The 22,750-nt window shown below is 65.3% G+C and carries 15 protein-coding genes and 1 other RNA gene; 10 read left to right on the plus strand and 6 right to left on the minus strand.

The window, feature by feature from the left end; translation table 11 throughout:
• Window positions 1-68: 68 nt before the first annotated feature.
• Window positions 69-377: a DUF2853 family protein gene (locus tag NHF53_RS11355; RefSeq protein WP_114361822.1), complete on the minus strand. Its 309-nt coding sequence runs from the start codon at window positions 375-377 to the stop codon at window positions 69-71.
• Window positions 378-644: 267 nt separating this feature from the next.
• Between NHF53_RS11355 and NHF53_RS11360 the strand changes: the two genes are divergently transcribed.
• The 6 genes from NHF53_RS11360 to NHF53_RS11385 all read left to right on the plus strand — a co-directional run bounded on the left by NHF53_RS11360 (window position 645) and on the right by NHF53_RS11385 (window position 3,122).
• Complete coding sequence (locus NHF53_RS11360; protein ID WP_252834263.1) at window positions 645-1,031, plus strand: AprI/Inh family metalloprotease inhibitor; 387 nt, start codon at window positions 645-647, stop codon at window positions 1,029-1,031.
• 120 nt (window positions 1,032-1,151) lie between these two features.
• Entirely contained in the window at window positions 1,152-1,370 is a 219-nt protein-coding gene (locus NHF53_RS11365; RefSeq protein ID WP_252834264.1) for a hypothetical protein, read from the plus strand.
• A gap of 177 nt (window positions 1,371-1,547) precedes the next feature.
• Window positions 1,548-1,926, plus strand: a transfer-messenger RNA (tmRNA) gene (gene ssrA / locus NHF53_RS11370).
• 123 nt (window positions 1,927-2,049) lie between these two features.
• Window positions 2,050-2,559, plus strand: a complete 510-nt coding sequence (locus NHF53_RS11375; protein WP_114361486.1) for an SspB family protein — start codon at window positions 2,050-2,052, stop codon at window positions 2,557-2,559.
• A gap of 54 nt (window positions 2,560-2,613) precedes the next feature.
• Complete coding sequence (locus tag NHF53_RS11380; protein ID WP_112688149.1) at window positions 2,614-2,817, plus strand: DUF4169 family protein; 204 nt, start codon at window positions 2,614-2,616, stop codon at window positions 2,815-2,817.
• Between the two features lie 65 nt (window positions 2,818-2,882).
• Window positions 2,883-3,122 (plus strand): ribbon-helix-helix domain-containing protein, encoded by a 240-nt coding sequence (locus NHF53_RS11385; protein WP_252834265.1) that lies wholly within the window; start codon window positions 2,883-2,885, stop codon window positions 3,120-3,122.
• A 22-nt stretch (window positions 3,123-3,144) separates the two neighbouring features.
• Here the strand turns inward: NHF53_RS11385 and NHF53_RS11390 are convergent, their stop codons facing one another.
• The 3 genes from NHF53_RS11390 to NHF53_RS11400 form a co-directional block, all read right to left on the minus strand.
• Window positions 3,145-4,809 carry a hypothetical protein gene (locus tag NHF53_RS11390; RefSeq protein ID WP_252834266.1) on the minus strand — a complete coding sequence of 555 codons (1,665 nt, stop codon included), beginning with the start codon at window positions 4,807-4,809 and terminating at the stop codon, window positions 3,145-3,147.
• Between the two features lie 100 nt (window positions 4,810-4,909).
• A complete protein-coding gene (locus tag NHF53_RS11395; RefSeq protein WP_252834267.1) occupies window positions 4,910-8,671 on the minus strand; it encodes an AsmA-like C-terminal region-containing protein in 3,762 nt (1,253 codons plus the stop codon).
• 112 nt (window positions 8,672-8,783) lie between these two features.
• Complete coding sequence (locus tag NHF53_RS11400) at window positions 8,784-10,193, minus strand: FAD-binding oxidoreductase (protein WP_252834268.1); 1,410 nt, start codon at window positions 10,191-10,193, stop codon at window positions 8,784-8,786.
• Between the two features lie 183 nt (window positions 10,194-10,376).
• Here NHF53_RS11400 and NHF53_RS11405 point away from each other — a divergent pair, with 183 nt between their 5' ends.
• Window positions 10,377-11,339 (plus strand): alpha/beta hydrolase, encoded by a 963-nt coding sequence (locus NHF53_RS11405; RefSeq protein ID WP_252834269.1) that lies wholly within the window; start codon window positions 10,377-10,379, stop codon window positions 11,337-11,339.
• Window positions 11,340-11,344: 5 nt separating this feature from the next.
• Here the strand turns inward: NHF53_RS11405 and NHF53_RS11410 are convergent, their stop codons facing one another.
• Window positions 11,345-14,473, minus strand: coding sequence for an efflux RND transporter permease subunit (locus NHF53_RS11410; protein WP_252834270.1), 3,129 nt, complete (start codon window positions 14,471-14,473; stop codon window positions 11,345-11,347).
• The gene (locus NHF53_RS11415; RefSeq protein WP_252834271.1) at window positions 14,470-15,633 is read right to left on the minus strand and encodes an efflux RND transporter periplasmic adaptor subunit; all 1,164 of its coding nucleotides are present in this window, start codon (window positions 15,631-15,633) and stop codon (window positions 14,470-14,472) included. The genes NHF53_RS11410 and NHF53_RS11415 overlap by 4 nt, the downstream gene beginning before the upstream one ends.
• Window positions 15,634-15,911: 278 nt before the next feature.
• Here NHF53_RS11415 and NHF53_RS11420 point away from each other — a divergent pair, with 278 nt between their 5' ends.
• The 3 genes from NHF53_RS11420 (at window position 15,912) to NHF53_RS11430 (ending at window position 22,723) form a co-directional block, all read left to right on the plus strand.
• Window positions 15,912-18,503, plus strand: a complete 2,592-nt coding sequence (locus tag NHF53_RS11420; RefSeq protein ID WP_252834272.1) for an ATP-dependent helicase — start codon at window positions 15,912-15,914, stop codon at window positions 18,501-18,503.
• 279 nt (window positions 18,504-18,782) lie between these two features.
• Window positions 18,783-21,365, plus strand: coding sequence for a bifunctional lysylphosphatidylglycerol flippase/synthetase MprF (gene mprF, locus NHF53_RS11425; protein ID WP_252834273.1), 2,583 nt, complete (start codon window positions 18,783-18,785; stop codon window positions 21,363-21,365).
• Window positions 21,362-22,723 carry a virulence factor family protein gene (locus NHF53_RS11430; RefSeq protein WP_252834274.1) on the plus strand — a complete coding sequence of 454 codons (1,362 nt, stop codon included), beginning with the start codon at window positions 21,362-21,364 and terminating at the stop codon, window positions 22,721-22,723. Before mprF ends, NHF53_RS11430 begins: the two co-directional genes overlap by 4 nt.
• Window positions 22,724-22,750 lie beyond the last annotated feature (27 nt).

The following is a 22,750-nucleotide window of genomic DNA, read 5'->3' on the forward strand; positions in this document are numbered from 1 at the left end:
CCCCATACTAGAGGCCGTTCACGGCAGAACCAAGCTTCTCGCGCTCTTTTCCCCGGGAACTCGATGCCTCAGACGGCGTCGAGCTTCCCGAGTTGCTTGGCGACCAGGTAGTAGAAGGTCACGCGCGACTTCGAGCGGTCGTCGGCCATGGCGAGGCAGGTACTTTTGATCGCCGCGTCGGCCGCATCGCCGTCGACGCCTAGCTTCTTGCCGCACCAGCTTTCCTTCACGCGGGCAAGCTCCGATTCGGACGAGCAGGAAACCAGAGCGGAATCCCTGTCGCGCAACGCAATCCCGAGATGACGGACGATCCGACCGACCGTCCCTTCATCTGCAGCACTGTCGTACTTATGAACATCTGCAAGATAGTCCTTCATGTCACTGTCTCCGCCGATACTCGATGCCGCGTTCTTTGCATTCATTGCAGGTGAAGGATGCTCCCGGCAGAGAAAACCGTCAACAAGTTCGGTTGACGCACCCGGACGGAGGCTTCCTTGCCTGCAGAAACACCGGTTACATCATCCGCGTCACGGGCGGACACCAATGTCCTTTTTCGGGCCTTTCTTGAAAACGCGGCAAAAAGGCTGGCGAATACTTGGCGAATTCGGCAGAAGATCCGAACCGAAGAGAAGGACGAGAGACTGATGACTGGTAGCGTATTGATGTCTGCGTTCGCGTCCCGCACCGCCACGAGCCTTTTGGTCATCATTGCCATGCTGTTTGCTGCACCCGGCGCCGACGCCGGCCCCGCCCCCGGACAGTTCGCCGGCCGATGGGTCATTCAGTCCGGTGGCACGGATGGATGCACCCTCGAGCTGCAAAGCGAGCGGAGCGGCGGTCGCCTCGTCGCCCGCAGCAAAGGCTGCAAAGGAACACTTGCCTCGGTTCGTGCGTGGAAGCCGGTCCCCCGCGGCCTGTCATTGCTCGACAAGGACGGAATCACGATCGTCACCTTCGAACCGGTCCGCGGCATCCTCTTCGGCCGGCTCGTCGACGGCACACTGGTCGCGATGCGGCGCATGCACGACTGAGCCGTTCAATTGAACCTTTAGATGCACTTCATATTGACACAACCATAGATGTAAATCATCCTCCCTCTCAGCCTCGGCGTGGGCTTTGAAGCAAGCGAAACGAGAGGTGTTGAGATGAGAGTGGAATACGAACTATCCGGCCTGAGCGCCGTTCAGACCCTTGGCCTCGATCCGATAGCCTTTGCCGGCGCCGTGCAGGTATGGGTCAACAACAACAAGGAAAACATCGATCCGAAAGGCGGCAATGCCAGGATCGCCTTTCAGAACCACACCTACACGGTGACCTACACCGTCAACGGCGACATGACGGTGTTCTTCATCGTCAACGTACAGCCCTGAGGAGTACGGCGCCACGCGGCTCTCCGCAGTGCAGGCAGCGGCGGGGGCGGCAAAGGTCGCCCCTGCATCCGCAGGACAACGCCCGCGGAGGCGCCACCCCTCGCCCTCCGCGGGCGTACCCTGTCCGGCCGCCCTTTCCCCCTCCGCACGCCGGGACTGAAAAAACGGCAGTGTCCCACCCTTTTCATCCGCCCCGGAACGACCTATATGGGGAGTGCCGGCTCTCGGGCCGGCTATGGCAATAAACGGTCGGTGTAATAAACCTATTGGACCCGGGGGCGGTACCCGGCGCCTCCACCAAAAACCGGTCGGTGACGGAGTTCTTTCCGGACCGGCTTTTGATGGGGGCGAAATAGGATCGACAAGGGCGTAAAGATCGAACTTTTGCTCGGCATGATACCGCCGTTATCGGGTCACAAGAGTAGTTGCAAACGACAACAACGCTCAGGGTTATGCTCTCGCTGCCTAATGGCGGTGCGGGAAACCCACACTAAAGCCCTTCTGGTTAGCACCTGAAGGCGGGGTTCGAAGGCACCTGGCAACAGAAGCCTTCACCTACTCCCCTGATAACAATTCATGTATTATGCTTCCGTAAGACTCGCCAACCGGGGCTTTCCCCGCATCCGGTGCCATGGCATATAGCCTTGGAAAAGACGTCACAGAAGAAAGACAGGATCACATGGGGCAGGACCATATTCGCTACGACATTCTGGCTCAGGACGCGCTGCGCGGTGTCATTCGAAAGGTTTTGACGGAAGTGGCGGCGACAGGCCGCCTGCCGGGTGATCATCACTTCTTCATCACCTTCCTGACCGGTGCGCCGGGTGTCAGGATTTCCCAGCACCTGAAGGCGAAGTATGCCGAACAGATGACCATCGTCATCCAGCACCAGTTCTGGGACCTGAAGGTCACCGAGACCCAGTTCGAGATCGGCCTTTCCTTCTCCGACACACCGGAAAAGCTGGTCATCCCGTTCAACGCGATCCGCGGCTTCTACGATCCCTCCGTCAACTTCGAGTTGGAATTCGACGTTCCGCTGGCCGACGAGGACGAGGAGAGCGCCGAAATCACCGCCTACCCGCTGGCCGCCGCCGAGGAACCGCAGGAGCCGGTCGCCACCAAGGACGGCGAGGAAGACAAGAAGCCGGCTTCGGTCGTTTCCCTCGACGCCTTCCGCAAGAAGCATTAGCAGGCCTGCGCGGGCGGGAACGTCCCGCCTGCAAGCCTTGCCCGGAGCCGAGTCATGGCTGCAGACGTCGTCAACCTTCGCCAGTACAAGAAGACGAAAGCCCGCGCCGAAAAGGACAGGACCGCGGAGCAGAACCGTATCCTCTTCGGACGCACAAAGGCGGAAAAGGAACTGACACGGGCGGAGCGGGAAAAGGCCGAAAAGACGCTCGACCAGGGCAAGCTCGAACGCCCGAAACCGGACGACAGCAAATCCTGATAGAGATTCAGCCTCAACATCTTACGGGCAGTTCGGGACTCATTTTCTCAGGGACTTGAATCAGTTTGGCAACGGCGACGATTCGCAAACGCTCGGCGACCCTTCACGGCCACCGCACGAGCTTTTCCCTCGAGGATGCATTCTGGGACGAGCTGAAGATCATCGCGGCAGAGCGCGCCCTGCCGCTTGCCGCCCTCGTCGCCGAGATCGACGACAAACGTCCGCCGGGCAGCAACCTCTCCTCCGCCCTCAGGCTCCACGTGCTCGACTGGCTGAAGAGCGGCCGGCATTTCCAGGAAGAATAGGAAAGGCAGGCCGCCCGGCCGCTTACGGCTTTGCCGGACAGGGCGCGGCCTTGACCGGGGTCAGCCCCGCCTCCATGCGGCTCACCGAATGCTGCCAGATGTCGGCGCCGTCCCTCTCGAAGATCTGGCGGTCGAGCCAGTATTCCCCCTCGCCCGTACAGAGCGCCCCGGTGACGACGCTGTCGTGCAGCACGTCGGCCCGCCCGATATGGCAGATGTACTCATAGCCGCTGACGGCGACGATACCCTTCGCCCGCGCCTCTTCGAAACGGGTCGGCCCCATCGCGCAGCCGCCCTCCGTCGTGTCGCCCGGCGCGCTGTAACCCGTCTTCGTCTTGGCGAGCTCGCCGAAGAACGCCGCCGCCGGTTCGCTGATCGCCGGCTCGATGTCGTAGCCCCAGTCCTTGAGCCGGAAGGCGACCGCCTCCTGGAAATCCTTGAAATCCCCCCGTCCTCGGCAGGCCGCGGAATCGGAGCACTTGAGATAGCTGCCCTCGAGCTTCGGGTTGATCTCGTCGAAGACCATGAACTCGAAGGCGCTGCTGTAGAGGCCGAGAAGAGCGGCGTTGGCGAGCGCCCCCGCACATGCGCCGGGATACTGCTCCTCTCCGCACAACTTCATCGTTCGCAGCAGCGCCTGCTTGACGACCGGCCGGTATGCCGCCTCCTTGGTCACGTCGACGAACTTGCCGTCGCGTAGCGCCTGGATCTGAACGGGAGGCACCGATCCCGCATAGGGCGCGAAGGCATAGAGGAAACGCTGGTCGGCAAGCTCGAACTCGTAGATGCCGTCGCCATCGAGGTCGGCCGGGTGAACCACGTCGCCGTCGAACTGGCCGAGGTCAATGATATTGATACCGTCATCCGTCGAGAGCGCCACCCGCGCCTCGATGCAGCAATGGGCACCGCCCGTATAGGAGGTGAAGAGGACCGCCGGATCGGACCAGTCGAACTTGTAGATGCCGAGCGTGCCGAAGCCACGCCCCTCGGGGACGCTCTCGGCCTTGATCGTCGCAGACCCCTTCCCCTCGCGGGAAACTTCGAGGTAGGCGGTCGCCGTACCGTCGACATTGTCCTGGCCCTTGAGCGTCAGCGTCCATCCTTCGGACGTGTAGCTCTTTCCGAAATCCTCCGACTTCCACGACACGAGATCGTTCATGCCGATGTAATCGGGTTCGGCCGGCTTGAACTCACCACGCTCCACCGCCTGTGCGCAGCCGAGGATCTGCTTCAGCGTATCGCTCGATCCGCCGAGCGAATAGGGTCCATAGTTGACGTTCTCCACCCGCAGGCTAAGCCGCGACGCGCCCCTCAAGGCGGACATGAAGCTTTCGCTCGGATCAGAGACATAGAGGCCGCCAAAACCCTCGTCGGTATCGGCCCGCATCGTTCCGTCCCAGCGCTGCCGGTCAGTGCGGATCTCGACCTTGTAGTCCTTCTCGTCGGTCACCCAGGCGAATTTCGGCCCGGCGATCATGACGACGATCTCGCGGCTCGACGGACGGATGAAATAGAGCCCGTCCGAGGCCTTCGGAACGGCGATACAGTTGTTCTGCTGCCGGTCGTAGCTCACCGTCCAGCCGCGGTTCTCGGCGAAGGTGACATAGCGTTCCTCCGCCCGAACCTCCGCGGCGAAGAGGAACGGCATAACCAGGATCGCCTGAACGAGATATAGAAGTATGCGCATGTCATGTCCCCCTGTCCTCAACGCGCCGGAACGCCATCGCCCGGCGCCCTGACCACCCCTCTGCCGTACCCCCTCGCACGGTCGAGATCATTGATACCGGTCAGTTCACGCCCGGCAGATCCTCGAACCGTAATTTCGGCGGGGTCCCTCCGGTCGTCGGGCCGGACGGCGGTGGTTTCTCTGCCGGCGGCGTTGCTGCGCCCGCAGGCGGTTGCGCCGTTCCGGCACCCTCTTCGATCGCCCGCTGCCGCGCCGCCTCTTCCTCCGCAGCCCGGCGCGCAGCTTCCTCCTCCGCCGCCTTGCGGGCCAGAGCATCAGCCTCCGCCTGCCTGCGGACCTCTTCCTCCAGCCGGGCCCGTTCGGCCGCCTCGGCCTTCTCGCGTTCCGCCGCCCGGAACTTGTAGAGCGCCGCCTCGCGTCTCAACCGCTGTTTTTCGAGCACGTTGGACTGCAACGTCTCTACCCGACGGCGCTCCCGCTCGAAGGCCCGCAGCGAAAGGTAATTGGTGACGTCCGTGACGTCGAGCGTGCGTTCCGGCGCTGGCAGGCGGCCGGAAAACCTGACGCGAATATCGGGATCGGCGCCGGCGAGATCGTCCGTTCCCACCTCGGGTGAAACGGTAACGACGGCCTCCGTCTCGCCGCTGCGCAGGTCGATCCTCGCATCGCCGCCGAGTTTGGCGAGCGCATTGCCGGCGACGAGGTTCTGCGCCCGCACGACGCCGTCACCGATGTTGAAGGGAATGGTCAGCGCCCCGAGGGAGGCACTCCTTTCAGACACCAGATTCTCCACGAGCGGCCGCACCTTGCTTTCGTCTGGCTCGCCCTCGATGAGGTCGGCGGCGGCGAGCAGCGGCGGCAGATAGCCGAGGTCGAAGTGCGGCATGACGACGTCCGAAAGCCGCATCTCGCCCGAGCCGTTGATCGACGAGACGAGGCCCGCGACGGTCCCGCCGGTCGCCTCGGCGACCGCAGTGAGATCGAAACGCCCGGTGATCTGCGGCGGCGTCACGCCCTCGCCGGCGCCGGCGAAAACGGTTGCGAGATCGCCGTGCTCCAGCGTCAGGCGGCTCTGCAGGAAAGCCGTCTTCTCGGCATTGGAAAGACTGATCCGCCCCTTGAGATCGCCGCCCAGCCACTTGCCTGCCGCATCCTCCAGCACCAGTTCGCCGGTGCGGCCGGTCAGATGGCCGGAGAAATCCTCCACCTTTCCGAGAACGCCCGGCCAGAACGTTGACGAACGGAGCGAGAGATCGAGGTCGGGGACCCCGATCGGCGCGGCGATGGCGCCGGTCGAGAGGCCTCCGGTCGCAGGATCGGTAACAGGCCCTGCCACCGCCTCCGCAAGCCAGGCGAGGTCGATTGTATCGACGTCAAGCGTCCCACCCGCGCGTAGTCTAGGCTCCGTCCAGTCGAGCGAGAGACTGCCATGGACGGCATTGCCGGCAAGGGCTCCGTCGATCGCGTCGATCTTTGTCGTACCGTCGCCGATCTCCGCCGCGGCCGCGAGCGCCACCGGCAGGCCGGCGCCGGATTGCGGAAGCCCGATGCCTGCGATCATCAGATATGGTTCGAGATCGGAGCTGCGCAGCGATGTCTGCAGGCTCCCTTGCAGGAACCGCCCTGCCCGGAGATCGAGCCGACCTTTTGCCGTCAGCAAGGTCTCGGTCCCGGAGAATGTCACCACAGTGTCGGCCGGGGCATCCGCTTGCGCCCTGAGCGAGACCGAGAGACGGCCGGGCTCGGAAGACGGGATCGGCAACGGGTCCAGTCCGGCCTGTCCGAAAAGGATTTGCGCGTCCGGGTTTTCGAGACTCGCCTCGAGTGTCATGGCGCCCGGCAGCGGTGGAATGGTCTCCCGGCCGTAGTCGAGCGCGACACGGCTGCCGTTCGCCACGCCGTCCAGCTTGACCGACATGGCGGCATCCGCCCCCGAAAGGACAATATGCGCCTTGAGGTCCGCCCCGGCGTACCAGCGGGCGTTGCGAACGAGCGCATCGAGCGCCGGGTGAGCCGGAACACGCGCCTTCAGTATGGTGAGAAACGGGCCGGGGTCTGCCGCCGCAAATGCGAGGTCGGCCTCGCCTGTCGGATCCGAAAACCCGCCCTCGATCGTCCCGGTCGCGGAGATCTTCGCGCCCGAAAGGTCGCCGATGTTGAGACGCTCGACCGCCATCCTCTCGCCGTCGGCCGTAAAGACCGCGTCGACATTCTTCGCGACGATGTCGGAGGCGGCCAGCCTCTCGACCTTGAGGCGGCCCGCAATCCGCTGCGCGAATAGATTTGCTCCGGCCTCGTCGCCGGCGACGAGAGTTGCAAGCGCACGGACCGCGTTCAGGTCGATCTCGTTCCCGGTGAGGTCGACCGACAGGTTTGGCGCCGTACCGTCGCGCGACTCGCGTTCGACACGGCCGTTGAGAATACCCGCTCCCATCGCAAGCTCCAGCCGCTCGAAGCGCTGGAGCTCGGGCGTCAGGTCCACTTTCGCCGAGAAACCGGCGGTCTTCATCTCGCGGATCGCCGGATCGACATCGCCGGTAATCCATGCGGCGAGCCCTGAAGGTTGCGTCGAGGCAACCAGCAGGTCGCCACGGAAAGACGGCTCGCCCTTGAGGTCCAGCGTTCCGCTCGCCTCCACCTGCGTGCGGCCGGGAAGCGTCGCAAGCGCGCGCTCGACCGTCCAGCCGGTGCCGGCGGGTCGCACGTCGAGCCGGATGTCGCGCAACACCGTGTCGCCGGCGACGATCGCCGGCAGTGCGAGGCTCGCCTTGCCCGGGACCGATGGGATCGGGATACGGGCGGCAATGGCGACCAGCCGGTCAAGACGCTCGCGGACCGAGACCACGACGTGCCGACTCGTCTTTCCCTTCTGAGCCCCCTCGCCGATGCGGTTGACGTCGATCTGCTGGCCGTCGGCCGTCAGCAGAAATTCCGGGTGCGCGCCGGTATCCAGCGTCGCCTCGCCGGTGACGGCGTAGGGGTTTTCGGTATCGCCGAGCTCGAGGCGGTAGGAAGGAACGCGGACGCGCTCGTTCGTCAGCTCGAATTCACCCTTGACCTTCGGTGAGACCGGATTGGCGCCGCCCACCTGAGGCTCGGCAGCGGCAGCATCACCCTCGGCCATGAGCCAGCTCGCCTGGAAACTGCCCTTGTAGAGAGGTTTGCCGTCGCTGAGCGTCAGACCACCGGAAAGATCGATCTCGAACGGGCGTGTGTCCGGCAGAAGACGGACGTTCAGCGGCACGGCGCCGGTCTTCGTATCCGGCTGCAGGCTCGAAAGGTGGAAGCGGCCGGCCTCGCCGTCGACGGAGGCGTGCCCGTCCACGGTCCAGGGGCCTGCAAGCGAGCGAGCGGACATGTCAGCGTCGAAGCCGGAAACGATGCGGGTGCGGCCCGACTGCTCGTCGATGAATTCGACCACGCCGCCGCTCACATGCACGCGCTCCAGCACGACGGTCCGCGCCGGGATCTCGGCCGCGCTGCCGCGCGCCCAGTCGAGCGTCCCGTCGGGAAGCAGGCGGATGCGGGCCTTCGGCTCCTCGATGCGCATGTCGAAGATGCGCGCCTCGCCGGAGAGGAACGGCGCCAGTTCCGCATCCATCGAAAAGCGCGCGACACTGACGAGCGGCGAGCCGTCGCGGTCCGATCCGACGGTGACGTCATGCAGCGTGACGGAGGGGAACGGCAGGATGCGGGCCTCGACCGCCCCGTGGACGGTGACCTTCTTGCCGAGGATACGGCTCGCCTGATCCTCGAAGTCGGATCGGAAATTCGTCCAGTCGACAAAGAACGGCGCCAGCAGCGCCGCGAAGAGCGCCGCCACCAAGAGACCACCGAGTGCCACCAATATGCGTCCGAGCACGACCCGTCGACTCCCGTTGCTCCCTACCCAAGATACCAGTGGTCCAGGGCGAATATTTGCATTCCGCTATGGCAATCGCCAGCCCAAATGTCGGATTCGGCACTCCTTTCCGTCACAGGCGGAAGATCTTGCCCGGGTTGAAGATGTTGTCCGGATCGAGGCTCTTCTTGATCGCCCGCATGACAGGCAGCGCCGAGCCGAGCTCCTGTTCGAGGTAGGACATCTTGCCCTGTCCGACGCCGTGCTCGCCGGTGCAGGTGCCGCCCATCGCGAGCGCCCGGCCGTTCAGGCGGGCCATGAACGCCTCGGCGCGGGCGAGATCCGCCGGCTTCTTGTCGTCGAAGAGCATCAGCACATGGAAATTGCCGTCGCCGGCATGACCGACGATCGGCGCCAGAAGCCCCGTCTCGCTGATATCCGCCTGGGTCTCGGCCACGCAGTCGGCGAGCCGCGAGATCGGCACGCAGACATCCGTCGAAAGGCCGTTCAGCTCCGGCGCCAGCGCGCGCCCTGCCCAGTAGGCGTTGTGCCGCGCCCTCCAGAGCTGCGCACGCTCCTCGGCATTGGCGGTGTAGCGATATTCGTCGGCGCCACATTCCGCGGCGATTTCGGAAAACTGCTCCGATTGCAGCGCCACGGTCTCCTCGGTGCCGTGGAATTCGAGAAAGAGCGTCGGCTTCTCCGCATAGGAGAGCTTCGAATAGGCGTTGCAGGCCTTGATCTGCATCTCGTCGAGAAGTTCGATGCGGGCAACAGGAATACCCATCTGGATCGTCATGATGACGGCGTCGCAGGCGGCTTTCAGGCTCGGGAAGGCGCAAACGCCGCCGCCGATCTTCGCCGGTATGCCCTGCAGCTTCAGCGTCACCGAGGTGATGATGCCGAGCGTTCCCTCCGACCCGACATAGAGCCTTGTGAGGTCGTATCCGGCCGACGACTTCTTCGCCCGCTGAGCGGTGCGGATTTCCTCGCCGTCGGCGGTCACAACGGTGAGCGAGAGCACATTGTCCTTCATCGTGCCGTAGCGCACGGCATTGGTGCCGGAGGCCCGCGTCGCCGTCATGCCGCCGATCGAGGCGTTCGCACCCGGATCGATCGGAAAGAAGAGACCCGTGTCGCGCAGATAGGTGTTCAGTTCCTCGCGCGTCACGCCCGGCTCGACGGTGCAGTCGAGGTCCTCGGCATTCACTTCCAGCACCCTGTTCATGCGGCTGAAGTCGACGGATATCCCGCCGCTCGGCGCGTTCAGGTGCCCCTCCAGCGAAGAGCCGGTGCCGAACGGGATCATCGGCACCTTGTGGGCTACGCATGTCTTCACCACCGTCTTCACGTCGTCGGCGCTTTCCACGAAGACGACGCCGTCGGGAAGCTGGGCCGGCAGGTAGGTGGTCGTGTGGGTGTGCTGCTCGCGAAAGGACTGGCCGGTCTGGAAACGCTCGCCGAAGGTCTGTTTGAGGATGCCGAGAACGGCCGCGATCCCCTCCTCGTTGCGCGTTCCCGGCTGCACGTCCTTCATCGCCATGTCGTCACTCCCCCTGTCCCGACGTCCCCGGCGCGCCGCGCCATTCAACGTCTGTCCAATGTGGTATGGGACAGGAGTTCCCCCCTTGTCCAGTGACGAGGCCCGGCCGCGAGAGCCAATTCACAGCGCTGCCGCGTCCCGCCGCATTGCGGAGACCGCCGGCGATCGCCTATGAATGCGGGGATGGTCAGGTTCATCAAATATCTCGCCCTGGTGTTCATCGCGATCGGTATGGCCGCCGGCTATGCCTGGTGGAACTACGACGCCATCGTCGCGGCGATCCTGCATCCGCAGACGAGCGCGGCAAGCGCCTCCGACGACAGCTTTTCGCTCGTCACCGCCGACGGCCGCCACTTCGCCCTTTCGGACCTCGACGCCGCGATCGCCAGCTTTCCTGCCGCTGACGTTCAGCAAAAGCCGCTCGTTCTCTACGTCCACGGCTTCGGCCCCGAACCGGACGGCGATTTCGGCCTCTACACCATGGAGGAACTCGCCAAAGGTGCCGGCGCCGACGTCATCATGTTCCGCTGGCCCTCCTGGATATCGGTGAGGGAGTTTCCGGTCCTCAATGCGAAAGCGGCAAGCGAGCGGCTCGTCGCGCTCCTGCGCCAGGTGGCAGAGCGCCGGGAGCCCGGAGGAACGCTTGCCGGCAGGCCGCTGGTGATCGTCGCCCATTCGCTCGCCGGAGAAGTCTTCCGCCATGTCGGAGAGGCCGATGCCGCCCTGCCGCAGGGGCTCGTGGCGCGGATCCTCTTCGCCGTGCCCGAGACAGGACTGCCCGGCCACCGTATCTGGATGGAGAAGCTCACCTTTGCGGACGAGATCTTCGTCTTCATCAACAAGGACGATCCGGCGCTCCAGGTGGCGACGACGATGTTCGGCGAAGCGAGACTCGGACGCTCGCTCGAAAACCTCGACGGCAGCGCTGAACCACTCGCCGCCAATGCCGACTACATCGTTCTCGATCCGGAAAGCTGGCGACACTACTTTTTCGTTTCGGGCCAGCGCAACGAGGCGATCGACGAAGTCTTCGGCGAGATTCTTCGCCGCGGCAGCGCCGCGCTCTCCAACCGCTACCTGCGCCGTGAGCCGGCCGGCAACGCCTACACGGTCGTCGGCCCCGGCACCGAGCAGCCGGAGGGCTGACGCGCCTACTCGCCGGCCTCGACCTTGGCCGCGATCGCCATCTCCTGATGCAGGCGCTTTTCCTCGTCCGCATGCGGTTTGGAGAAGCGCGCCAGTGCCAGATAGGCCACCGGCGTCACATAGAGCGTCACAGCCGTGGCGAGCCCGAGCCCGCCGACCATGACCCAGCCGAGTGCGACGCGCGCCTCCGCTCCGGCCCCCGTTGCGAACACCAGCGGTACGCCGCCGAGCACGGTGGAGATCATCGTCATCATCACCGGCCGCAGGCGCAGGTTGGCCGCATTCTCGATCGCCTCGCGCACCGGCTGCCCCCGGTCGCGCAACTGGTTTGCAAACTCGACGATCAGGATGCCGTTCTTGGCCATCACGCCGACCAGCAGAACCAGGCCGATCTGGCTGTAGACGTTGAGTGATGACCCCGTGAGGAGCAGCGCGAAGACGGCGCAGGCAAGGCCGAGCGGCACGGTCGCCATGATGATGAGCGACGAGATGACGCTCTCGAACTGTGCCGCCAGAACCAGGAAGATGATGATGATCGCAAAGCCGAAGGTCGCGCCCATGCCCTTCGAGTTCTCGGTCAGCGTCTTCGCTTCGGCGAGAGGCATGATGCGCACGCCGGGCGGCAGCAGCGGCGCGGCGATCGTCTGCGTCTCGTTGAGCGCATCGCCGAGCGAAAGCCCCGCCGGCAACCCGGCCGTGATCGCGACCGACGCGAGCTGCTGCTCGCGGGTCAGCGACGGCGCCACCGCCTTTTCCCGCAGCGAGGCGATCACCGACATCGGTACGGTCTTGCCGTCGGCGGTTCTCAGGAAGACGTTCTCGAGATCGGTCGGATCGTCGATCGGCCGGGTGGTGGAGGCAAGCTTCACCGGATAGGCCTCGCCGTCGACGAAGACGTCGCCGATCGAACGACCGTCGAGGAGCGATTGCAGGGCTTGCGACAGCCCCGTGAAGTCGATGCCGAGTTCGGCGGCCCGTTCGCGGTCGACGGTGACGGAGAGCTGCGCCTGACTTATGTCGTTGGTGAGCCGCGGACCGTCGAAATGGCCGCTTTCCTCCATCGCCGCAACGAGCCGGGTCGCAGCACTCGTCAGGGTCTGGTGGTCTGCGCCGACGAGCGCGAACTGCAGGCCGCTGCCGCCGCCGCGGATCCTGAGGCTGTTCGGCTGCATGGCGAAGGCCCTGACCGCCGGCACCCGTGCTGCGGCGGCGTTGACGTCTGCGGCGATCTCGTCCTGGCTGCGGCTGCGCTCCTCCCACGGGGCGAGCGTCAGCACCATGAAGCCGCTGTTCTTGCTGCTGCCGAAACCCGAAATGGAAAAGAGGTTGGCAACTTCGCCGCTCTTGCGGAGCGGTTCGAGATTCTCCTCGATCCGCTGCATCTGGTCGCGCATGAAGTCGAGGCTGACCCCCTGCGGCGCCGTCACCCTCAGCATCAGCGCCGAGCGGTCTTCCCGCGGCGTGAGTTCGCTGGTGATCAGCGAGAAGGCGGCGAGTGCGGCGAGCGAAAACAGGGCCGCGACGACGAAGACGAGCATCGGCGCACCGAGGCACGCGTGAAGCGTCTTGCGATAGAAGCGCGAAAAGGCGTCGCCGAAGCGACCGAGCGGATCGCCACCTTCCCGGTGTTCGTGCGGCTTCAGCAGTCGCGAGGCGAGCATGGGGCAGAGCGTGAGCGCGACCAGCGAGGAAAGGGTGACGGAGAAGGCGAGCACGAAACCGAATTCGCGGAAAAGCCCGCCCACCTGGCCCGGCAGGAAGGAGAGCGGCACGAAGACGGCGGCGAGCGTCGCCGTCGTCGCGATGACGGCGAAGAACACTTCCCGCGTGCCGAGAACGGCAGCGGCCCGCGGACCGAGCCCCTGCCCGCGCCTTCGCACGATGTTTTCCAGCACGACGATCGCGTCGTCCACGACCATGCCGGTCGCAAGCACGACGGCAAGCAGCGTCAGGATGTTGATCGAAAAGCCGGCGAGATAGATAGCGGCCACCGTACCGATCAGCGCGACCGGCATCGTGACGGCGGGAATGATCGTCGCGCGCGCGTCGCGCAGGAAGAGATAGATGATCGCGACGACGATCACGGCGGCAAGCACCAGCGAGCGCACCACTTCCTCGATCGAGCCGCGGATGAAGACGGCGTCGTCGCTGGTAATGCGCAATGTGGTGCCTTCGGGAAGTGTCTTCGAAAGCTCGGCGACCGCCGCCGCCACACCCTTCGAGATGCTGAGCGTGTTCGACTGCGCCTGCCGGATGATCCCGAGACCGATGCCGGCGCGGCCGTTCGAGCGCAGGCTCGTCGTTCCGGTGTCAGCGCCAAAGGTTACCGTGGCCACGTCTCTCAGCCGGACCCGGTTCTGCACGATGAGGTTGCCGAAATCCTCGGGTGTCCTGAGGTCGGCGGTCGCGCGCACGACGATGTCCTGCGTCGGGCTGGTGAGCGAGCCCGCCGGCACGTCGAAGGCGAGGTTGGAGAGCGCGGATGTCAGCGATGCGATGGTGAGCCCGCGGCTTGCCAGCGCCGCCTGGTCGACGTCGATGCGGAAGATCTTCTCCTGATCGCCGTAGATTTCGATGTCGGCGACACCGTCCACCGTCGCGAGACGGTCGGAAATCTGATTGTCGACCAGCAGCGTGAGATCATCGAGGCTCATCCGGTCCGAGGTTACGGCGAGCCGCATGATCGGCTGCGAGTCGGAGTCCGCCTTGACGATGCGCGGCTCGTCGGCATCGTCCGGCAGGTCGTTCGAAACCCGAGAGATCGCGTCGCGCACGTCCGTCGACGCGACGTTGAGATCGGTGCTGTCGGAAAATTCCAGCGTGACGCGGCTCTGCCCGAACTGCGAGGTCGAGGACATGCTCTTCAGCCCCGACACGCGCGCGACCGCCCCCTCGATGACCGTCGTCACCTCCTGGTCGATCGTCTCGGGCGAGGCGCCGGAGAAAGTCGTGCGCACGGTGATCACCGGCTGGTCGACGTCGGGGAGCTCGCGAACCTCGATGCCGTAGAAGGCCGCAAGCCCGGCAACTACGATCAGTGCGTTGAAGACCAGTGCGAGGATCGGCCGTCTGACGAAGAGGGCAGTGAAGCCCGCGCTGCCGCCGCCGGGGAAATCGGAAAACGGCCCGTTCATTGACTTGCGACCGGAACGCCGGTCTCCTCTCCGGCCGGCCGGACCGTCCCGCCCTGGCGCACCCGCTGGATGCCTTCCGTCACGACCCTGTCGCCGGATCGAAGCTCCGCGTCGACCAGCACGGCGTCGGGATTGCGCTGGACGATCCGGACGCGCACCTTCTCCGCCTTGCTCTCGCTTCCGACGCGCCAGACGAACGCGCCTTCGCCGTCCCATTGCACGGCGAGCGGATCCACGGAGGGATAGTTCTCCCCGGCAAACGCCATGGTGACGGTAAACGACATGCCGGCCCTCAGGTCGTCATTCGCGTTGGCGATGCGGGCGCGCACGTGCAGCGTACGGCTCGCCTCGTCGATGCGGTTGTCGATCGCCTCGACCGTCCCGCGATAGAGCTGCCCGGGACGTGCGACGGCGGTCGCCTCGACCGCCTGCCCGACCTTGAGGATGGGCGCGAAGCGCTCAGGCACCCAGAAGTCGACGAGGATTTCGGAACGGTCGTCGAGGGTGGCGATCACCGTTCCCGTGGTGACGTTGTCCCCCGGATTGATGGTGATGATGCCGGCAATGCCGTCGATCGGGGCGACGATGTCGCGCCGCTTCAGGTTGAGTTCGGCGGTGTCGAGTGCAAGCTTCGCCGCCTCGACGGCGATCTGCGCATCGAAGGCGTCGATGCGCGACACCGTGGATTTCAGATTGGCGTAGAGGTTCGCCTTCTCGGTCGCGCTCTTCAGCGCCACCCGCGCCTGATCGCGCGCGATCGTCTGCTCGTCGTTGTCGAGCTGGGCGAGAAGATCGCCTCTCGTCACCTTCTGTCCCGAAACGATCGCCACCTTGGCGAGCGTGCCGTCGACCTGCGGCGTGACCGCGACGGACTGCACGGCGTCACCGGTGCCTATCGCCGAGAGCCGGTCGTTGACGGTGCCGAGGCTGACGGGTTGCACGACGACCACGGGCGCGCCGTTGCCGCCCCGACGGTTGCCTTCACCACCCTTGGCATCCGGTCCCGCAGTCTCGCCGGCCGGCGCCAGGACCGCAACCAGCCCGGCGGGCGCCCCAATCCGCAGCAGCAGGTCTCCGGCTCCCGGCACGAACCTTGCCCAGCCGACGACGAAGGCGGCAACCACCGCGAAAATGACGATCACCTGTTTCCAGAGGGGCATTCAAAAGCTCCGGCAAGGACTGCCGGACCGCGGCGGATGTGCGGGCGGTCGAAGGCGTCCAAATTCGGTCGACATATGCGCCAATATTTCCGCGGGGTCGACTCTCGGCAAGGCCTGCCGGCCAACATTACCAAATTGTCATCGGCCACCCGAGACGGATGCGGACCGGCCGCGGTCACCCGATATTTCCTGTAGAAGAGCCGGGAACCGGCCCGAGCAGGAATGAAACCAGAACGTCTTGACTCGCCTTTCCGGTCCGAATCACTACATTGGGCGCCATGAGTAACGGTTACGACGACATTCCCTTCTTCGACGAAGAGCCGCCGCCGCGCAAGCCGGCAGGACCGGCGACAGGCGGAATTGCCGCCCGTGCCATGGCCGCCCGCGATCAGGCCCGCACCCCGGACTATCTGTCCGGCCTCAATCCCGAACAGCGCGAAGCCGTGGAAACGACCGAAGGTCCGGTGCTCGTCCTCGCCGGCGCCGGCACCGGCAAGACCCGCGTGCTGACCACGCGCATCGCCCACATCCTTGCGACAGGACGGGCCTTTCCCTCGCAAATCCTCGCCGTGACCTTCACCAACAAGGCCGCCCGCGAGATGAAGGAGCGCATCGGCATGCTGGTCGGCGGCGCCGTCGAGGGCATGCCCTGGCTCGGCACCTTCCACTCGATCGGCGTGAAGATCCTTCGCCGCCATGCCGAGCTGGTGGGGCTCAAGTCCGATTTCACCATCCTCGACACGGACGACGTCATCCGCCTGATCAAGCAGCTGATCCAGGCCGAAGGGCTCGACGACAAGCGGTGGCCGGCCCGCCAGTTCGCGGCGATGATCGACACCTGGAAGAACAAGGGTCTCGATCCGGCCCAGATCCCGGAGGGCGACGCCCGCGCCTTCGCAAACGGCAAGGGACGGGAGCTCTACGCGGCCTACCAGAACCGGCTGAAGACTCTGAATGCCTGCGATTTCGGCGATCTCCTGCTGCATCCGATCCGCATGTTCAGGGCCAATCCGGACGTTCTGCGCGACTACCATCAGCGCTTCAAGTACATCCTCGTCGACGAGTACCAGGACACCAACACCGCCCAGTACATGTGGCTGAGATTGCTTGCACAGAGGTCGGCCCGCAGGCCGATCTCCCCCCTTGAGGGGGAGATGCCCGGCAGGGCAGAGGGGGGTACCCCCTCCAATGCCGGCGCCAGAACACCCCCCTCTGTCGGCTCCGCCGACATCTCCCCCTCAAGGGGGGAGATCAATTCCTCCGTCAATATCTGCTGCGTCGGTGACGACGATCAGTCGATCTACGGCTGGCGCGGGGCGGAGGTGGACAACATCCTGCGCTTCGAGAAGGATTTTCCCGGCGCCAAGGTCATCAAGCTCGAACGCAACTACCGTTCCACCGAGCACATTCTCGGCGCCGCCGGCCACCTGATCGCCCATAACGAGGGTCGCCTCGGCAAGACGCTGTTCACTGACCGCACCGAGCCCGAGGACGAGAAGGTGATCGTCCACGCCGCATGGGATTCCGAGGAGGAGGCCCGCGCCGTCGGCGAGGAAATCGAACGGCTGCAGCGTGGTGACGCCGACGGCAAGAAGCACGCCCTCAACGGCATGGCGATCCTCGTGCGCGCCTCCTTCCAGATGCGCGAGTTCGAGGACCGTTTCGTGACCCTCGGCCTCAACTACCGCGTCGTCGGCGGACCGCGCTTCTACGAGCGCCTCGAAATCCGCGACGCCATGGCCTATTTCCGCCTCGTCTGCCAGCCGGCCGACGATCTCGCCTTCGAGCGCATCGTCAACACCCCGAAGCGGGGCCTGGGCGACACCACGGTCCGGGCGCTGCACGACTATGCCCGCGCGCGCGACATTCCGATGCTCGCCGCAGCCGCCGAGATGGTCGAGACCGACGAGCTGAAACCGAAGGCGCGCAAGGCGCTCTCCGACGTGATTCAATACTTCCGCCGCTGGTCGGAACGCCTTGAAACGACTCCGCATACCGAGTTGGCCGAGCAGATTCTCGACGAGTCCGGCTATACCGACATGTGGAAGAACGACAAGTCGGCGGAAGCGCCGGGCCGGCTCGAAAACCTCAAGGAACTCGTCCGCTCGATGGAAGCCTTCGAATCGATGCGCGGCTTCCTCGAACACGTCTCGCTGGTCATGGATACCGAGCAGAACGAGGACATGGACGCCGTCTCGATCATGACGCTCCATTCCGCCAAGGGGCTCGAATTCGACACCGTCTTCCTGCCCGGCTGGGAGGAAGGCCTCTTCCCCCACCAGCGCGCCCTCGACGAAGGCGGACGCTCGGGCCTCGAGGAAGAACGCCGCCTCGCCTATGTCGGCATCACCCGCGCCAAGCGCCGTTGCCACATCTGGTTCGTCTCCAACCGCCGCATTCACGGCCTCTGGCAGTCAACCATGCCCTCGCGCTTCCTCGATGAACTGCCGCAGAGCCATGTCGAGGTCGCCGAAGCCGAAACGTCCTACGGCGGCTACGGACGCGGCGGCTACGGCCAGTCCCGCTTCGATCGCGCAGATCCCTTCGCCAACTCCTATTCGACGCCCGGATGGAAACGCGCCCAGCAGAACAAGTCAGACGCCACCCGCGACAACTGGGGTACCCGCTCCGGCCATGCGGTGGAACGCATCGGCTACGGCGAGAGCGGCCCGCGCGGCAGGACGATCGAGGGCGAACTGGTGGCGAAATCCACCAGTTCGGAGCCATCGAAATTCAAGCTCGGCGACCGCGTCTTCCACGTCAAGTTCGGCAACGGCAACGTCTCTGCGATCGAGGGCAACAAGCTTACGATCGATTTCGACCGCGCCGGCCAGAAGCGCGTGCTGGACGGCTTCGTCGAGCGGGTGTAAGTCCCCTCGCGACCTGCCGCCGGATACAATCCCGTGACCGTCCGGCCGCTTGCCACTATTCCTTCGCATTCCCGTTGTCTGAAAAAGACCTGAACCAAGCGCGTCCCCGCCCCCGGGGCTGCGTCAGCCTGGACAAGGATCGACGAGAGATGATGCCGGCCGACCTCCGCCAACCCGGCTGCACGCGAAAGTCCCCTGCCCGGTCCGCGTCCGATCATTGGCACGGGCCTGTCATCGAATCATGCGAAACCCGCCAGACCTTCCGCAATGGATAAAGGCATGCTGCCCGACAGTGAAACGCAATCCGGTGCTAGCCGGCTCCTTTCCCGCTATCGCGGCTATCTGACGGCCGTCGCCGTCGTCGCCGTGTTCACGATGATGATCTTCGCGATCCACCGCCTGACCGCGGAGGTGCGCTATGACGACGTCCTCGCCGCCCTCGGGGATACCTCCTGGTGGTCGCTTCTCTGGGCAGCGTTCTTCACCGCGCTCAGCTACGGCGCGCTCGCCTTGTACGACGCCAACGCCATCGACTACATCGGACGCAAACTGCCGCTGCCGTCGGTCGTGACAACTGCCTTTATCGCCTACGCCGTCGGCAATACCGCAGGCTTCGGCCCCTTGAGCGGCGGCGCGATCCGCTATCGCGCCTATTCGCGGATGGGGCTCCAGCCAGGCGAAATCGCCCGCGTCATCGCGTTTGTAACGCTCTCCTTCGGCTTCGGGCTCGCCGCTGTGAGCGCGCTCGCGCTGCTGGTCGTCGCGCCGCGGGTCGCCGATATCGTCGGCCTGAATGGTCCGGCGCTTCGCTTCGGTGCCGTGGCCGTCGTCGTGGTGCTGGCCGTTCTCGTCTTCCTCAGCAGAAACGGACGCGAGATCACTATCGCCGGCGTGACGCTCCGCCTGCCTGACACGCGCACCTCGTCCCGGCAATTTCTCGTCACCGCCTTCGATCTCGCGGGTTCGGCTTCGGCCCTTTACGTCCTGCTGCCGGAGACACATATCGGCTGGCCGGCCTTCTTCGCGATCTACGCGACAGCCGTCGCGCTCGGGGTTCTGAGCCACGTTCCCGCCGGCCTCGGCGTCTTCGAGACGGTGATGATCGCCGGCCTCGGCAACGCGATCAGCGCCGACCAGCTCCTCGGCAGCCTCGTCCTCTACCGTCTGGTCTACTACGTCCTGCCGTTGCTGTTTGCGCTCGCGCTTGCCGTCGTCGGCGAACTGCGGAGCTTCGCGAAACAGCCGCTCGCCGCCGAGATCGCCCAGATCGCCGCGCGGCTCGTGCCCGCGCTCCTCTCCACCTATGCGCTGATGCTCGGCGCCATGCTGATCTTCTCGAGCGTCACGCCGACGCCCGACGGCGACCTAGACCTTCTGGCCGGGCTCCTGCCCCTGCCGATCGTCGAGGCGGCACACTTCCTGTCGAGCATCCTCGGCCTCGTCCTCGTCATCGCCTCCCGCGGCATCGCCCAACGCCTCGACGGCGCCTGGTGGGTCGGGCTCGCAGCAGCGGCGATCGCCTTCCTCTTCTCGCTGATGAAGGCGCTCGCCGTTTTCGAAGCCATCGCGCTCGGCCTCTTCATCGCCGCGATGCTCGTCAGTGCCGGCAGCTTCACCCGCCACGCCTCGCTCTTCGGACAGGCGCTGGGTCCCGCCTGGCTGACGGCGATGGCGGTCACCGTCGTCGGCGCCGCCGGCATCCTGCTCTTCGTCTACCGCGACACCCAATACAGCCACGAACTCTGGTGGCAGTTCGAGTTCTCCGAGGAAGCCCCGCGCGGCCTGCGGGCGCTGCTTGGCCTTGCGATCAGCTCGGCGGCGGTGGCGATGTTCAGCCTGCTGCGCCCGCTTGCCCACCGACCTGACGAGGCGATTGAAGACGATCTCGCGCGTGCGGTGGCGATCGTCGAAGACCAGGATGTCGCCGACGCCAACCTCGTGCGCATGGGCGACAAGAGGCTCCTCTTCTCCGGGAGCGGCAAGGCCTTCATCATGTACGGCATCCAGGGACGCTCCTGGATCGCGCTCGCCGACCCCGTGGGGGCGGAAGAGGATTTTTCGGACCTCGTCTGGCAGTTCGTCGACTTGGCCCGCGCCTCGGGCGGCCGCGCCGTCTTCTACCAGATCACGCCGGCGCTGCTGCCCTCCTGCATCGATGCCGGCCTGCGCGCCTTCAAGCTCGGTGAGCTCGCGACCGTTGATCTCGGACAATTCGACCTCGCCGGCAGCCGCCTTGCGGGCCTGCGCCAGTCCTATAACCGCGGCCAGCGCGACGGCCTCGTCTTCTCGATCGTCGAGCCGCCGGACGTGCCGCCGATCCTCGACGAACTGAAAGCGATATCGGACGCCTGGCTCGCCCATCACAACACGCGCGAGAAGTCGTTCTCGCTCGGCGCCTTCGATCCTGAATACGTGCTTTCGCAGCCGGTGGCGATCCTCACCAAGGACGACCGGATCGTCGCCTTCGCCACCGTGATGACGACGGATACGAAGGCGGAAGCGACGGTCGACCTGATGCGGTTTGCGCCCGACGCGCCGCGTGGCGCCATGGATTTTCTCTTCATCAGCCTGATGAAACACATGCGCGAGGCGGGCTTTTCCCGCTTCAATCTCGGCATGGCGCCGCTCTCCGGCATGTCGCGCCGCGAGACCGCGCCGGTCTGGGACCGCATCGGCGGCCTCGTCTTCGAACACGGCGAGCGCTTCTACAACTTCAAGGGGCTCAGGGCCTTCAAGTCCAAGTTCCACCCGCAATGGGAGCCGCGCTACCTCGCCGTCACCAACGGCACCGGCGCGGCGCTGGCGCTCATGGACATCACCTTCCTGATCAGCGGCGGCATGAAAGGCGTGGTAGCGAAATGAAATCTATCGGACTCTCCGGCTTTAGCCTGGCTGCAAGCCTTCTCGTCTCCTCCAGCATCGCCGCCGCCCAGTCGCCGACCTATCAGCCCGGCATGATCCCGGCCGACCATATCCTGCTGCCGAAGGGGGACGTACGCGCCGACATCTTCCTGATCTCGGACGCCGGCGGCTGGGGCGACAACGAGGAGCAGCAGGCGCAGGCGCTCGTCGACAAGGGCGCGATCGTCGTCGGCATCGACTTGCCCACCTACCTCAAGGCACTGCGCGCCGACGACGGCGACTGCGTCTACATGATTTCGGATGTGGAATCCCTCGCCCACCAGGTCCAGCGGGCGGCGGAAACGAGCGTCTTCAATCCGCCGATCGTCGCCGGCATCGGCGAAGGTGCGGCACTGGCGCTCGCGATGATCGCCCAGAGCCCGGCAGCCACCATCGGCGAGGCGATCGCCGTCGATCCGGTGGCCAGCATTCCGCTGGACAAGGAGCTTTGCACGCCCGCCACCAAAGAGCGGGTCGGCGACCGCATGGTCTACGGTCTGACCGACGGCCCGCTGCCGGCTCCGGTGACGGTTCTCTTCTCGCCCGCAGCCGACAAGGCCGGTCGCGACCACGTCGCCTCGCTGGTGAAGGATCATGGTGACATCGAGGTTCGCGATGTCGAGGATACCGCCGGCGACGCCCTTGCCCAGGCGCTCGGCGACCGGGTCGATGCCGGCGGCAATGCCGACGACCCGCTCGGGCTTCCGCTCACGCTCCTCGATACGACACCCGCCATGGACACGATGGCGATCATCTATTCGGGCGACGGCGGCTGGCGGGACCTCGACAGGCAGGTCGGTGCAGTATTGCAGGAAAAGGGTATCCCTGTCGTCGGCGTCGACTCGCTGCACTATTTCTGGTCGCAGCGCACTCCCAAGGAGACCGCCGAGGATCTCGCGCGGATCATCGACACCTATCGCCGCAAATGGAAGGTCCGCCATGTGCTGCTGGCCGGCTATTCCTTCGGGGCCGACGTCCTGCCGGCGACCTACAACCTGCTGCCACCGGACGACAAGGCACGGATCGCCCAGGTAACCCTGATGGCGCTGTCGCATCAGGTCGACTATGAAATCTCGGTCGAGGGCTGGCTCGGTGTCGCGGGACAAGGTGCCGGCGATCCCGTCGACGACATCGCGAAGATCGATCCGAAGCGCGTCCAGTGCATCTACGGCACGGAGGAAGACGACGATCCCTGCCCGACGCTCAAGGACCGCGGCATCGAGAGCATCGGCATAACCGGCGGACACCACTTCGACGAGGACTACGAAGCCCTCGCCGGACGTATCCTCGCATCGCTCAAGACACGGCTCGGCGAGTAGAACGGCACGACCGGCGTTTCGAAATAG

The organism is Ciceribacter sp. RN22 (assembly GCF_024054295.1).
Classification (GTDB): domain Bacteria; phylum Pseudomonadota; class Alphaproteobacteria; order Rhizobiales; family Rhizobiaceae; genus Allorhizobium; species Allorhizobium lividum.